The organism is Halovivax cerinus (assembly GCF_024498195.1).
Classification (GTDB): domain Archaea; phylum Halobacteriota; class Halobacteria; order Halobacteriales; family Natrialbaceae; genus Halovivax; species Halovivax cerinus.
Genome location: NZ_CP101824.1, coordinates 78,373 through 91,653 on the forward strand (window position 1 = coordinate 78,373; position 13,281 = coordinate 91,653).

The 13,281-nt window shown below is 59.0% G+C and carries 18 protein-coding genes; 8 read left to right on the forward strand and 10 right to left on the reverse strand.

All coding sequences use genetic code 11. The annotated features are described in order from the left end of the window. The first annotated feature begins 47 nt into the window (after positions 1 to 47). The 8 genes from NO366_RS00435 (at position 48) to NO366_RS00470 (ending at position 5,995) form a co-directional block, all read left to right on the forward strand. Positions 48 to 536, forward strand: coding sequence for a type IV pilin domain-containing protein (locus NO366_RS00435; RefSeq protein WP_256532352.1), 489 nt, complete (start codon positions 48 to 50; stop codon positions 534 to 536). Positions 537 to 677: 141 nt separating this feature from the next. After that, the gene (locus tag NO366_RS00440; protein ID WP_256532353.1) at positions 678 to 1,106 is read left to right on the forward strand and encodes a DUF8023 family protein; all 429 of its coding nucleotides are present in this window, start codon (positions 678 to 680) and stop codon (positions 1,104 to 1,106) included. Between the two features lie 22 nt (positions 1,107 to 1,128). Further along, positions 1,129 to 1,260: a hypothetical protein gene (locus NO366_RS00445; protein WP_256532354.1), complete on the forward strand. Its 132-nt coding sequence runs from the start codon at positions 1,129 to 1,131 to the stop codon at positions 1,258 to 1,260. A 1-nt stretch (position 1,261) separates the two neighbouring features. Then, positions 1,262 to 2,923, forward strand: a complete 1,662-nt coding sequence (locus NO366_RS00450) for an Env/VP5 family phage fusion protein (RefSeq protein WP_256532355.1) — start codon at positions 1,262 to 1,264, stop codon at positions 2,921 to 2,923. A 7-nt stretch (positions 2,924 to 2,930) separates the two neighbouring features. Beyond that, entirely contained in the window at positions 2,931 to 3,494 is a 564-nt protein-coding gene (locus NO366_RS00455; protein WP_256532356.1) for a DUF8063 family protein, read from the forward strand. Beyond that, a complete protein-coding gene (locus NO366_RS00460) occupies positions 3,491 to 4,291 on the forward strand; it encodes a hypothetical protein (protein WP_256532357.1) in 801 nt (266 codons plus the stop codon). The genes NO366_RS00455 and NO366_RS00460 overlap by 4 nt, the downstream gene beginning before the upstream one ends. After that, positions 4,288 to 5,460 carry an ATP-binding protein gene (locus tag NO366_RS00465; RefSeq protein ID WP_256532358.1) on the forward strand — a complete coding sequence of 391 codons (1,173 nt, stop codon included), beginning with the start codon at positions 4,288 to 4,290 and terminating at the stop codon, positions 5,458 to 5,460. The genes NO366_RS00460 and NO366_RS00465 overlap by 4 nt, the downstream gene beginning before the upstream one ends. A 151-nt stretch (positions 5,461 to 5,611) precedes the next feature. Beyond that, the gene (locus NO366_RS00470; protein ID WP_256531924.1) at positions 5,612 to 5,995 is read left to right on the forward strand and encodes a PD-(D/E)XK family putative nuclease; all 384 of its coding nucleotides are present in this window, start codon (positions 5,612 to 5,614) and stop codon (positions 5,993 to 5,995) included. A gap of 337 nt (positions 5,996 to 6,332) precedes the next feature. Here NO366_RS00470 and NO366_RS00475 read toward each other — a convergent pair whose 3' ends face one another. From NO366_RS00475 to NO366_RS00520, 10 genes are all read right to left on the reverse strand, one after another. After that, positions 6,333 to 6,587, reverse strand: coding sequence for a DUF7692 domain-containing protein (locus tag NO366_RS00475; protein ID WP_256532359.1), 255 nt, complete (start codon positions 6,585 to 6,587; stop codon positions 6,333 to 6,335). A gap of 235 nt (positions 6,588 to 6,822) precedes the next feature. Beyond that, positions 6,823 to 7,626 (reverse strand): hypothetical protein, encoded by an 804-nt coding sequence (locus tag NO366_RS00480; RefSeq protein WP_256532360.1) that lies wholly within the window; start codon positions 7,624 to 7,626, stop codon positions 6,823 to 6,825. Further along, a complete protein-coding gene (locus NO366_RS00485; protein ID WP_256532361.1) occupies positions 7,627 to 8,511 on the reverse strand; it encodes a hypothetical protein in 885 nt (294 codons plus the stop codon). Between the two features lie 368 nt (positions 8,512 to 8,879). Further along, positions 8,880 to 10,502, reverse strand: a complete 1,623-nt coding sequence (locus tag NO366_RS00490) for a DUF7845 domain-containing protein (protein ID WP_256532362.1) — start codon at positions 10,500 to 10,502, stop codon at positions 8,880 to 8,882. 3 nt (positions 10,503 to 10,505) lie between these two features. Then, complete coding sequence (locus NO366_RS00495) at positions 10,506 to 10,793, reverse strand: hypothetical protein (protein WP_256532363.1); 288 nt, start codon at positions 10,791 to 10,793, stop codon at positions 10,506 to 10,508. Between the two features lie 184 nt (positions 10,794 to 10,977). Then, on the reverse strand, positions 10,978 to 11,841 hold the full coding sequence (locus NO366_RS00500; protein WP_256532364.1) for a DNA adenine methylase: 864 nt from the start codon (positions 11,839 to 11,841) through the stop codon (positions 10,978 to 10,980). A 112-nt stretch (positions 11,842 to 11,953) separates the two neighbouring features. Continuing rightward, on the reverse strand, positions 11,954 to 12,175 hold the full coding sequence (locus tag NO366_RS00505) for a hypothetical protein (RefSeq protein ID WP_256532365.1): 222 nt from the start codon (positions 12,173 to 12,175) through the stop codon (positions 11,954 to 11,956). 112 nt (positions 12,176 to 12,287) lie between these two features. After that, a complete protein-coding gene (locus NO366_RS00510; protein WP_256532366.1) occupies positions 12,288 to 12,746 on the reverse strand; it encodes a hypothetical protein in 459 nt (152 codons plus the stop codon). Continuing rightward, positions 12,743 to 13,144: a hypothetical protein gene (locus NO366_RS00515; protein ID WP_256532367.1), complete on the reverse strand. Its 402-nt coding sequence runs from the start codon at positions 13,142 to 13,144 to the stop codon at positions 12,743 to 12,745. Before NO366_RS00515 ends, NO366_RS00510 begins: the two co-directional genes overlap by 4 nt. Then, positions 13,141 to 13,266 (reverse strand): hypothetical protein, encoded by a 126-nt coding sequence (locus NO366_RS00520; RefSeq protein ID WP_256532368.1) that lies wholly within the window; start codon positions 13,264 to 13,266, stop codon positions 13,141 to 13,143. The genes NO366_RS00515 and NO366_RS00520 overlap by 4 nt, the downstream gene beginning before the upstream one ends. Positions 13,267 to 13,281 lie beyond the last annotated feature (15 nt).

The following is a 13,281-nucleotide window of genomic DNA, read 5'->3' on the forward strand; positions in this document are numbered from 1 at the left end:
GCCCGAGAGATAAGTTTTCTGTTCGTTCAGCCGCGGACGGACGAACCATGGACGGAAAAACAATTCGCAACAAACTGGTCGGATCGGACGACGAACGCGCAGTCTCACCCGTGATAGGGGTCATCTTGATGGTTGCCATCACGGTCATCCTGGCAGCAGTCATCGCGACGCTCGTAATGGACTTCGGGGACTCAGTAGAACAAGAAGCGAATGCAGGTGTGGTTATTGAAACTACTGGATCGGATGCAACGGTGACTTGGCAAACTGGAGGCAACGCGGAGTGGATCGATTTAAACGTTGATTCGAGTACCCAAGCCTGTGCTGACGTTTGGCAAGCGGAGAACCCAGGAAGCGGTGGTAGTGGTACTGGCGAATTAAGTACTGTCGGTGCTTCAGAAACTCTCGATGAGAGTATTGGTGGTGTTGGCGGGACTTCCAACGCCTGTCAGGACGAAAGTGGTACGATCTCTGCTATCGCTGTTACTGAGGATGGGGATCGAACTGTAGTTCAAACGGAGAACTTCGACTTCAACTAATTAGATCTGGGGTTCCTCACCCCGAGTTCCTGAACCGATGTTTAGATTTTTAACGTATTCCTCCAGACAAATCTCCGCATAGGTAGTTGAATGTGAGGTATATACACTCCGTCAGGAAACCGGCCACCTGGGTACAATCCCATGGCAGTACGAAACATCGCGTTCGGCAGTACGAACGGAAACAACGAGGTCGATCTCGTTGACCTGGGGGCACTCGTCCTCATTCCGTTCATGGTATCGTTCCTGTTTCAGGTAACCTCGTTCCAGATCAACGTCTTCGGGGGCTACGACCTCACTGCGCCGATCTGGACGGTCGCCGGGATCGACATCTCAGCGTCGCTCCTGGTCGTCATCGCCGGCGTCGCCTGGATCTTCGCCACCAACCTCGCGAACACCAGGACCGACATGGAAGATCTCGAGCTGGCCGCGGTCGCCACCGCGCTGTTGCTCCCGATCCTGTACGTGTTCGTCCCGGCCGTCGAGTCGCTCATCATGTGGCACGACACGACCCAGCTCGCGGCGACGCTCTACGTCTCCGCGGCGTCGGTCTACGCCAGTTACGTCAGCTGAGCAGACCCCACTTCGCTCGACCATGATACCGGATTTATCCGCACTCACGACGGCCAACGAACGGGTATACAACTACGCCATGCTGGGGTACTGCCTCGGCGCGGCCGGGCTGACGATCGTCCTCTCGGCACTCGCGGTCTCGGGGGTGGTCTGAGGTGCGGCCCAACGCCCAAAGCGTCCGGGCACTCGCCCTGGTCGCGGTGCTTCTCGTCTCGGCGGTCGCCGTCCCGATCGCCGCGGCGCAACCGGCCGCAGCCCAACCATCGCCTCAAGTCGACTGGGACGACGACTTTCTCGAATCCTGCACAACGAATGCCAGATTTGCCTATCCGGGCATCTGTGGACTCGCGACGCCGGATATCACGGAGATAGACTCGTCTCAATCGACGTCCATCATCAAGACGGACATCCACGTCGGCGCGCAAGGGACGTACGAGTCCGGAGAGCAGTTTGCGTCGACGTATCGGAACTATCTCGAAGACACGTCGACGCTGGCGGCGCTCGAAGCGCGTCACGCCATCGCTACGTCCTACGAGTCTAACGAATCGGCTACCGAAGCGCAGGCGGCCGCGACGGGAGCTGTTAACGACTATTACGCGATGCACGAACGGCAAATACTGGAGGTGGTGAGCGCTCACTCGGCCGAACTCGCGTACTATTCGAACGCGTCAATCATGGACCCGGATATCGCTGACGAGTTTGTTCACGGCTTCCCTGTCCAAGTGTCCGATGGGTTCGGCGATGGGGGGATTGACGGGCCGTTAGCCGGAGAGACGCACAACAGTTCCTGGACGCTCGTCAATGGCTCTACCCACGAGTACGAGCTTGCTACGTTGAATCAGAGCCGGATATTTGAGCCCGATTTCTACGAATTCGAGAACACTGTTGAATCCGAATGGAATCTCTCGACGTACAACGAGTCAGGGAACCACTTCGATCTAAATGTCCACTGGGACCGCCTGGATAACGACAATGAAGGGAACCGAACGGGCCAGTGGAAAGGGCTTGCTGTCCTCTTGAACCATCCTGACGCCGGCCTCGATAGTCAGATCGTGTATGATTACAGACAGTTTGTGCAAATGCTGAAAACGATAGATGAGCAGGCGCAGACTGTCCAAAATGCCTTCCCCCAGTCCCTCGCTGAAGATATGTACGCAGCGATGGACTCCGGCGCGCTCGACCCGAACGAGGTTCGTGGCGCGCAAGGGATGGTCCGCTATCTCTCGGGAGACGCGACCGGCGGCGATGCGCTGAATATCGCGCTCCGTCACGCACTCGACCTCGAACATCCCGATGAACTGGGAGCGCGCATGGTCGTCTCGACGGACGGCGTGAAAGCCAATCCCGAGAGCAACGTCTCGACGGCTGGCGATATATCGTGGTCCTATACGACGCTGGAAAACCAGTCGCTCGACGGACTCATGTTCGCGTCTGGCTTCCCGAACTCGACGGCGCACGTCGGACAGACCTACGACGCGGCGAATCTATCCCACGTCTCGATCCTGACCGGATCGGGCGAGTTCGTCTTTGATTCGGGGAACTTCACGGTTGACGCCATCTACAACGCCGACGGCGAGTCGGTCGATTCGATGACGTTCTCCGGGCCCGGATACGGTACGTACAACGCTACGGACTACATCCAGGCGCTTGAAGACGCCAGTAACGAGCGTGAAAAGATCATCGACGACGGCGGTGGTGGCGGCGGGATCGAGTTACCCGGATGGTGGCCCGACGGAACGACCATCGGCGAAGCCGCCTTCGGGGTGCTCGCGGTCGTCGGCGTCGGCGCCGTCGTCCTGACGGTCATTCGTCGGTGATTCCACGATGAAACGAATTTTTTGCGTGCTGGCCCTGGTAGCCGTCGCGATCGCGATGGCGATGGGCAGCGCTGCTGGCGACGTCGCTGCACAGACCGACGGGAACGTGACCACCGTCGACGACGATCCCCGCCTCGACGACGTGCCCGACGACGCGGTGAGTTTCGACGACGCGACGCACGTCACGAGCTGGCGTTTCGAGGATGGCCGAGCCCACCTGACCATCACGACCGATATCTCTCGGGACGTGACCATCAGTGACGCGCTGGCCGGCGCTGGCGTCGCCGGGGCGACGCGAGTCCCACAACGGGAGTACGAGGTTCCCCGCGGCACCCACCGCGTGAGTGTCCCGGTCGAGACGGTCCGCGGTGCAAATGCTGTCTCCGTCTCCACCGACAGTGGCACGGTCCGGCTTTCGACGGCGATGGAAAGCGACGACGCAGAGGACCCCTTCAGCTACTTTGGTGGCGGTAGCGGTGTGCTGTCCGGCGTCGCCCTGTCGATCCTGATGAGTGGTGGCGCGGCTGGTTGGGTCCTCTGGCGCGAAGAAACCGGGGTGATCCGAGCGTGACCGACACGAGCGACACGTTCGGCGGGTTCTGGGACCGGCTGACGTACGTGGTCGCCAACGCCCAGCTGCTCGTTGCCGGCGTGCTCATCTCGCTGGCGGTCGCAGTCGTCATCTACCGGCCGACGCTCCCCGGCGTCCCGCCGCTCGCTATCGGCTGGTTCGCGATCTCGATGTTACTCGGCCCGCCGCTGTTCGGCTTCTTCGTCTGGCTCGTCCACAAGCTCCGGGTACGTGGGATGATCGAAGTCCACGAGATAAACGGGGTCACGGACGTCCGAGAGAAATGGTACGTCGAGCCAGAACAGTGGAAGGATAAGACCGTAGAGGGACCGAGCCCATACCCCGTAAACGATGGTGACGCGTACGAGGTCCGCGAGTTCGACTGGCACGAGGACACCGAGACGCTGATCGTCACCGGCTGCCACTACTCGTCCCTTGCCGACTCGAAACTCGTCACGGTCAAGGCGATGATGGAAGACATCCACGGCCAGCTCATCGAGACCGCGATCGCGTACAACAAGCTCCGGGCTCGTATCTCCCGGATGGGCGTCGAGATCGAGCGCGACGTCGTGAACTTCCAGGCAGAAGCCGACGAGCGTGGGCTAATGGGCCAGAAGACAGCCGTCAAAGAGCGGTTCGAGGCAGCCGAAGACGAAGCACAGGAGTGGGATACCGATGAAATGCGCGACCTCGGCGACTACGAACACGAGTACGACCCCGTCGAGAATCCCGAAGGGATCACCGTCGACGCGAGCACGGGCCAGCAGGCCGCAACGGACGGAGGTGAACAGCGGTGACCGACGAGCAAGAGATATTCACAGCGGCGCAACTCCGGGAGCACCAGGACGGCTACCAGGCCCGCGACAACCGCGAACTCCTGCCGCATGCGGGCATCGTCCGGGATCCGAAGATCGAGCGGGCACTGTCGATCCGTGCGGTCCACTACGACCCGACCAAGTGCGATCGGCCCGACGAGCTGCCGGCGACGTCGAAGGACCTCGAAAAGCATCGCCAAATCCAGAAGATCGAGGGAACGCAGGTCGCCCGCCAGGCGCTCGAAAACGGCGATATGGCGACGGTCAAGCACCTGACCGGCGACACCAACCAGCGCGCGGACGTGAGCGGTATCCAGGCGATCGGCAACGTCGACGATCTTGTCACCGGGCCGGCGTCGATCATCTACATTTACGCCGAGCCTGGGTCGGGAAAGACCGACTTCGCGCTCTTGCTCGGCCAGCGGTGGCGTCACCACCAGCCTGGCGACGCGCTCGTCGCGTCGAACATTCAGACGCTCCAGGAGACGACCGAGTGGACCGACGACGAGGGACGCCTTCGCGACGGCTGGATCGCGAACTACGGCGCGCTCGACGAGTGGATCAAGCAGAACGGCGAACCCACCGAGAACGAGCAGACACCGAAGCTGTTCATCTTCGACGAGGCATCGAGCCACGCGGCAGGCGGTGGCGCGCAGGGCTACGAGACCCGCCAGAAAATGGGACCACTCGTTTACAAGATCCGCAAGTACGGCGGCTCGCTCATCATCATCGGCCACGACGGCGGCGACGTCCACCCGATGGTCCGCGAGCAGTCGAAGGTGGTCAAAAAGGACGGGAAGAAAGAGGCGACAATCTACGACTCGATCCGGAATCGAAAGCCGCAGGGCCAGATTGCGTCGATCTCCGGAATACCGCCGACTGACTGGCGTTTCGACACGCACGAAGCGACCGCATGGAGTTGGCACGACCTCCGAGCCGAGGACGATGGCGACGACGTGAGCGAGAAGGAAGCCGTCGAGAAAGCCGCTCTCTACTCGGTCATCCGAGCGAAACAGCAGGGGATGAGCAACCGGCAAGTGGCGAAATTCGTCCCCTGGAGTCGCGAAACTGTCCGGAAGCGGTGGAACGAATATGATACTGATGGGAAACATACCGAGGCCGTTGCCAACGTGGAGGCCACGATCGCATGAGGGCAGGCGGGTGGCATTCCGGCAACGACACGGGACACCCCACTATTACTGCGGTTCTCTCTCCTTTCGTCGAATCTTGCGGCCCACGGCTCACGCCAGCCAACAGCCGGGAGGAGTCGATATATAAAACGCGCGTGGCGCGTGGTTCGGCGTGAATCGCTCGAAGCGGGCGAACCACTTCGGCACGATCTGCGAAAAGCGGATGGCCGCCAAACGTCGATTCGATCTCGAACGGTCGAGCTGGCACGACGCCAGGTTCGGAAACGGAACACCGGTCGAGATCAAATCGACGATGATCGAACATGCCGACGGCCAGCCGGGAAACTTCAAGGTCTATCACGCCTACCACCGGAAACTCCGGCGGCACGACGGCTGGTACTGCTTCGTCGTCTACCGCCCGCACGGCCGCTCAGGCTGTACGATCCTTAAAGACAAGATGGTCAAGGCGGCGAATCTCCCACTCCTCCGGTGGCACGGTGGCGGCGATCACCGTGATACGAAGCAGGCGAAGATCCCTATCGGCGACGTGTTCTAAAACCGATGGACATGCGTAGTCTGACAGAAACGAAAACGATAGTGGCGCCCTCGGCGGGGGGGACCGACCGAACGCGCCACGCCCCATGTCTTCGTCGGCGGGGGTCCGAAGCTATTGAAGGTGATCGGATCGGACTGGTGCTACCCGCCAGTATAGGCACTGTACCCGCGAAGAATAGGCGTTTTGGCCGATTATGGACATCAGTGAACCTAATGCCCGTTGGGTTCGGTTTATGTAAAATGCGGGCACCGTGGAGTACGATCTGGGTGGCAACCACAGACGGACATGCCCGCAGAGAGAAATATAACGTATTATGATAAAAGACTACTGGCACCTTTCATTCAGTGCGAGTTTCGACCGTCGTTCGGACGTCGAACGTAACGGCCTTCGTCGATAGCGTCTCGGCGATCTCCTGGCGCTGCTCGGCAGTCAGGTCCTTGCGCTCGATCACCTGGCGAGCTGCCCCGACGAGTTCGGGCACGTCCTCGCACGCCTGCGTGACGGCTTTCGTCTTGTTACAGCCGTAGTAGTCAGCCGCTCGTTCGATCACGTCCTTCCGATACGCGTAGTCTCCGTCGGTGCGGATTCGCATACTCGTACACACGACCCCCCGAATCCTAGTTTTTTCGACTCACTCAACCCGGCCCACAGCCCATAATCGGGGTGTTTCTGTCAGGGTGTCCGAGGAATCTGCGAGCCCGACGACTCGATCGGCGCGAGATATGCACACGCCGAGCTGGCGCTCGTGTGCATATTCGGGAAACAGGTTTTGTCGACGTGCGACCCCTGGGGGGAGAGGAGATTGAAAGGAGATACTCGGATGTCGATCAAAGGTAGTACTTCAAAACGATAGTACGGATGTATTCTGCTGTTTTGCCGTCTGGAATCGTATGCGGTGAACTAATTATCGCCCGATCAGAATGGATTTCTATAGAACTTCGGCCATCCTCGGAACTCAACACCAGTTCTGTTTCGAATTCGCCGTCTTCAATCCAATCATCTAACGTGAGGTTTTGATCAATTGGTGAAATAATGATTCGTCCTTCAGTCATATTTCTGGTGTCAAGGAGTTCCCTACAAGCCCTCTGGATATGGGATGCAAAAATCATCAGATCAATTATTGAATCTCGAAGTTTTCCAAACTCATAACTGAATTCAATGGTGACTCCGATACTTCTAATCTGTGTATTTTGGTGAGTGTCCCCTTCCTTTGTCGTGGGAGAGGAGATGAAGTTTAGTGCCAGCTCATATGGTTCCTGCCTATTCCTATATTTGATTCTGGAACTGAGTTTTCGACCATCATTGCTCCACATATTTTGCTCTACTTCAAAATCGCCTTCGCTTTCTTTGCTAACTAAGTCTAGAATTTGCTCAGCAATACTGTTAGTTTGACTCTCATCAAGTCCCGATTCCAGATATACACTAAACTCATAGTCCGATCTAATTTTGTTCTTTTTTGTTCTCCAAGCCTTGTATCCCCTGAGAGCCCGCTTGAATAGCGGAGAGAAAATCTTCCTATCATACAAGGATTGCGCAGTATATTCGATTAGTGCAGTAATGGCTATTAGGAAGGCTACAGACGCCCCACCAACGATGTGATCGAGGGAAGGGGTTACTCCAGATAGCACCATTTACTTTTCTGAACCTTCTTCACTCGATGATGTGTCTGTTTCGGACCCGAATTCTATAACAGATGTTTGACGGGTTAATCTAAGGTTTGGTACAATATACGAGGTTATCATATAGAGATAGGAGGACAGAGTTATTTTGTTATAACTACGGACAAGACAGTCGTCAGAAATTTGGACTGTCTTATCTGGCCCCTCCAGTTTTGAAGTGCCAAATCTTTGGCCATGGACTGATCCTCTACGCATTTCCCTCTCATATTCTTTAGATGAACCGAATCCTCGGCCCATAATATGCTTCTTGTGAATACTGGCATCTTTGTAATCCTCGACAGAAGTCATCAAATGAGTATCAATCAAATCGTCCCCAATTTCTTCAAATTCTTCGTGGGATATAGAGATCTCATCAATGATGATCCCAAGGTTCTCCAGCATATTATCCATAAATCCTAATACTTTCCTCATATTCTCCCTGCTAGAAATAATGAGGAGGAAAACACTCCCAACTTGTCTAAAAATTACAAACTTCGTTTCCTGCTCGTCAAGAACAAGAATCTTTTTCCTCTTATATTTTACCGTGTCTGATTTATTATGGAATAATCTACCAAACAGAGCCTGAATTCCATCTACATTAATTTCCTCAACGTCTTTTATCCTGGCCAATCGAGTGTCTTCTTCTAATCCGGATTGAAATATTTCGGGAATATGTATGTCGTCCCTATCTTCTAATGAGTCATCGTCGTCAATGCTGTGGGTACGATTGCGAAGGTTTTCAGCCAGACCCTCAAATCGGAAAGTTTCGGGATCGGGTAGGCTCAGGTGGAAAACTCTCCCCGTGAAGTTATCTTCAAATAACAATGGCGTTTCCAATTGGGAGATCGTTTCACTCACGGAACTACAATGGAATCTTCACCATTTAAACATCTAGGTAGCAATTCACTCGAATATCGCTTACGTTGATATAGAGTGACTGGGGCAGGTTGCTGACTGACCCACGACCGTTTCGCCTGCTTCAACTGGAGATCTGCGGAGGCGGGGCGGGTGCTGTGTAATTTTTTGGCTCTGTCCCCTTGGGGACACGCCCCAAGGGGGCTTTCGCGCGCAGCGCGAAACGACCCCGCAGGGGTCGCGGTGCTGTCGCGCCGATCGACGCGCCGGCGACCGGCCAAACACAAACAAGGTTGTGATAGTCGGAACTGGATGAAAGTCTACTTGCTGAAAATAAGTATCGGAATAGCGTTGCCACTAAGCTGGCGATTTCAGCGGTCGGCGACGGCCCCGATGTAACCCGTCTCAGTCTCGCCGGCCGGCGTCTGCCACTTCATGATCGCGCCACGGAGAACAGCCGGATCGTTCCCCGAGTGGCGCCACTTTTCGATCGCCTTCCGCGCGGCCTCCTGGACGGACTCGTAGGAGCTGTATTTCAGCCACGAGAGGATACCGTCGATTCGCAGCTGCTCCGGATCGCCGTCTTCGTCGAACTGTATCTCGGCGCCGTACTCGGCCACCCACTTCTGGAACGGCGAGACGTCGGCGACGTGTTCGGCCAGGTGCATCACCTGCTGGAGTCGGTCGGCCGTGCTCTCGATCCCGTACACGCTGCTCTCGACGAGCGCACGAATCTCCTCCTGGAACTTCCGCGCTCGGTACGAAACGTGGCCCGATTCGAGTTCGACGAGCTCACCCATTTCCTTGATCGCGCGGTAGATCGTCGCCGGGTGCTTTCCGAGTTCGTCGGCCAGATCGTCGACGCGCTGACCGCCGTCCGTCGCGATCGTGCCGGCGACCTCCTCGGCCGTGTCGCCCATCTCGTGAAGCGTCGTCACCAGCAGGTGGTCGCTTTTCGCTTCGAGACCTGGCGTCGGGTCCTGGTAGATCTCGACCGGCTCCTCGCGCGTCTCAGCCGCGAAGTGTTCGTCTTCGACGTACACGTCGGTCCCGTCCGGGTTCAACGGTATGTCTTCCCACGCCAGGAAGTTCATCAGCGTCTCCTCGATCTCCTCGACGACTTCCTGACGCTCGGCCCATGCCCATGACTCGCCGTCGTTGAACGACTTGTTCACGAGGACCTCCACCTTCGGATGGTACGACGGGTGATCCGAACTCACCGCGTTCGGATCGGCGAGCAGGTAGATCTCGAACTTTCGGCCGTAGGTGTGACCGGGAAACAGTTCGCTCACGGCTGAAGGCGGGAGAATAAGACGATTCTGGTGGTTCACGACCTCCTCGTTGTCGATATCGAGAGTCATCTTCACACCCTCGGTATCGGCCAGGTGGTGCGTGACCTTCTGCAGGACCCCCGACTGCGCCATCCGCTCGGCCCACTCTCGGCGAGCGCGCACGTATCGCTCGTGCGCCCACTCGCGGCTGTACTCCGGGTGGGGCGGCTCTCGGAAGTACTCGCGATACACGGGCTCGCCGGCCTCCTCGAAGATCGCGTGAAAGAACTCGGGTAACAGTTCGAGCGATCGCTCGGGCGTCACGTTTGAGGGTTTGTACTCGACGTCGACCCCCTCGACCTCGCCAAACTGGTTCTCCCACGGGAGATTGACCGGTTCACCCGTCTCGAAGTGGCGCATATCCGGGAATCGCGGCGAGATGTTGTACGTCGACTTCGACTCACCCGGTCCGCGACCGATTATGTCCCACTCGTACAACCGCGTCGCTTCGATCGGGTCGCTCTCGGCCGGTGCAAACCCGGATTTCGAATACTTGACGTAGATGTGCCAGGGCTCGCCGTCGACCTCGACGTCGAGATTCATCTCTCCCTCGAACGGCGGTCCGAGCATCACCTTCGACAGCGCCGTGTACGGCCCGCGGCCCCACTCGTCCCACTTCCAACGGCCGTGGCTCTCGTGCGGGGCGTCCGCGACCTGCGACATGGGTCACTCCTCCGCGGACCGCTTCGCCTCGATCAACCCGGTCAGGACCGCCGTCGGGTTCCACCACGTCGTCGTCCCGCACCGGTGGCAGACGTGTTTGAACGACGTTAGTGCCGTCGCGTCGAGCGTCACCGGATCGACACCGATCTCTGCGTCGACGTCCTCCGGGCGAACCTGCTTGACGTGGGTCCGCTGGCAACCGGTGCAGATCGCGTCGACGGGGAAACCCTGGAGGCCCGACTTCGGACTCGCGAGCTCGGCGCTCAGGTCCCGGTCGGCGTCGACGCTCACGGCAGATCACCCTCCTCGATCGGCGTTCGGGACCGATTCGGTAGCCGTCTCGGATTGTACTGACGGGATCGCGGGTAGGCTGTCTGGCAGCCCACGCACAGGGTGAGACCGACGCCTTCGTCCGGCCGAACGTACACCGTCGCGAGTCGTGGGTTCACCCGGTCGGAACACTCGAAACACCGGGTCACGGCTGCTCACCTCCGTCAGTTCGGGCGGGCGCTTGTCTGGCTGATTCGGTCAGCGACCGCTGGGTAAACTCGCGGTCCGTCGACGGCTCAAAATTCGTGATCAGGCGCTCGGTGACCGCTTTCCCGTTCCCTGCAGCGGAGTGGGTCGCTTCGCGTTCGATAACAGCCCACTGCTCGCCCTCGTGCAGTCCTGGCGGGATCTCGGTGTAGCTCACCAACGCGTAGCCCTCGATACCGCTCAGCGCGCATTCAAGCGCCGCGTGGTCGGCGCTCTCGAGATACAGGTCCTCCTTCTCATAGTACGGCGGATCGAGATAGAAGACTGTCTCCGGGGAATCGTACCGCTCGATGACGTCCTGGTAGTCCTCGTGGACGACCGACACGCCCCGGAACCGATCGGCCACCGTCTCGATCCGCTCCGGCGCGTTCACCCAGTTGCGCGCGTTCCGCGAGCCGCGTTCATCGATCGGACTCTCGCGTTTGAACCCGGACTTTCGCGCCACCTTCCCTGCGTACTGGCTGTACCGAAGGAACAGCCAGCGGCCTGCGTGTTCGACGTCATCGGCGGGCCGGTCACCGGCAAAGAACTGGTCGGACCATTCGTCGTGCAGCTGCTCACTGAACGGGACGCGCTCGCACCACTCGGCCAGCGCGTCCGGCTGCTCTCGAGCAACGCGGAAGAACGTCACCACGTCGCTGTCCTTGTCGTTGAAGACTTCGACGTCACTCCGCGGCTTGTTCAGCAGTACCGACGCGGAGCCGCCGAACGGCTCGACGTAGCAGGTGTGTGGCGGTAGGTGGTCGATCACCCACTGAGCCAGTCGAGTCTTCCCGCCGATATACGGGAACGCGCTTATCACCGCTGCTCACCCCCGTCAAGCCCATGCCCACAGTACGGACAAATCGGCTTCCGGCGACGGTTGAACGTCGCGAGCGTCGACGAAACGGTTGCACCACACGTACACCGGTAGCTCACGAATCACCACCCCCGAATTCGACGAGCGTGGTTTGGTCGGCTCCGAACGGCGCGAAAAGCGTCGGCTGCTGGTTTGCTAACTCGACGACCTCCTCGTAGGTCTCGGGTTCGCGACCGACGAGCGACCGGAACCAGTTCTTGTGGACCTGCGAGTGTGAGACGATCCCCACTGGCGACTGCGTCTCGAACCCACAGATTCGACAGGTGTAGACCGTCACAGCACATCACCCCGCGCTTTCCGGACCTCGCGAACGCAGTCGGGACACAGGCGGCTCGTCGCGGCGGCCGGCTCGCCACAGCGCTCGCAGTCGTCGCGCTCGACGACGCGGCTCATTGGCCGGACTCACCCCGTTCAGCCGCCTCGGCGAACGGATCACTCACGATCGTCGCGTTGCACTCGGTGTCGATCGAGTAGATCAGCGGGTCGCCGATTCGATTCTCGGCCGTGTTGATCGATCGGAGCGAGACATTTTCGGGACCGTGAACAACCCCTAAAGAAACCTGCTCAGTGTCCTCCCGAACGAGTCTGGCGGGAATGGCTGGCTCGGCTGGATACGGTTCGCTCGGAGCTTTCTGCTCCGACAGAACAGCCTCGCCAGACCCGACAGTAACGTTCGCGAGGACCCGACAACTGTCTCGGTAATGCTCCTCGGCCCACACAGTCACGTTCGGACCGGTGTCCGCCGCCTCGTCCGAGTCGAACACGCCGAGGATAGATCCCCCGGTGAGTCCCAACCAGATGGACCCGAACACGACCGCGAAGACCAAGGCAACGTCGCGGGTGTTCATCGGCGACCTCCGTCGGAGCGGTCAGTCCCCGTGCGTAGTGACCGGGCTTTCTCCCGGCACTTCACGCACAGGTCATCGAGGTCGTATCCGGGTTGAGGGTCAGACAGATTAACGGGTTCGTCCGCGTAAGTGGTGTAGAACCCCCAGTTTCGGCAGAGAGACATTGCCCGGGTATCGCCGTCGAACAGGTGGGGCTTCCTCGCATCTGCTGGCTTTCCCCAGTACACCTCGCGGTCCGTGTCGTCTCTGCACGTACCGCCGTCGGTGACGAGCTCGCGCTCGGTGGTCTCGATTGCCTTCCGAACGTCACGGTCAGTCGCCTGCGTCGCCGGGTGGGCTATGGGTGTCCGACTCTCGACGTCGAACAGGCGACTCGCACGCACGAACTCGCCCGTCACCGTCGCTCACCTCCAACGATCGCGTCGCAGCGACAGCAGGCGAGCGCTTCGCCACCAGCGACAGGGACGAGCTCGCGACGAGCGTCACACCGCTCGCAGTACGCGAACCGAGTCAGCGTCACCGGCGCTCACCCCCG

Bases quoted from the DNA above. Each gene is read 5' to 3' on its own strand.
- NO366_RS00435 (WP_256532352.1), top strand. From the start codon at position 48: ATGGACGGAAAAACAATTCGCAACAAACTGGTCGGATCGGACGACGAA.
- NO366_RS00440 (WP_256532353.1), top strand. From the start codon at position 678: ATGGCAGTACGAAACATCGCGTTCGGCAGTACGAACGGAAACAACGAG.
- NO366_RS00445 (WP_256532354.1), top strand. From the start codon at position 1,129: ATGATACCGGATTTATCCGCACTCACGACGGCCAACGAACGGGTATAC.
- NO366_RS00455 (WP_256532356.1), top strand. From the start codon at position 2,931: ATGAAACGAATTTTTTGCGTGCTGGCCCTGGTAGCCGTCGCGATCGCG.
- NO366_RS00475 (WP_256532359.1), bottom strand. From the start codon at position 6,587: ATGCGAATCCGCACCGACGGAGACTACGCGTATCGGAAGGACGTGATC.
- NO366_RS00480 (WP_256532360.1), bottom strand. From the start codon at position 7,626: ATGGTGCTATCTGGAGTAACCCCTTCCCTCGATCACATCGTTGGTGGG.
- NO366_RS00490 (WP_256532362.1), bottom strand. From the start codon at position 10,502: ATGTCGCAGGTCGCGGACGCCCCGCACGAGAGCCACGGCCGTTGGAAG.
- NO366_RS00510 (WP_256532366.1), bottom strand. From the start codon at position 12,746: ATGAACACCCGCGACGTTGCCTTGGTCTTCGCGGTCGTGTTCGGGTCC.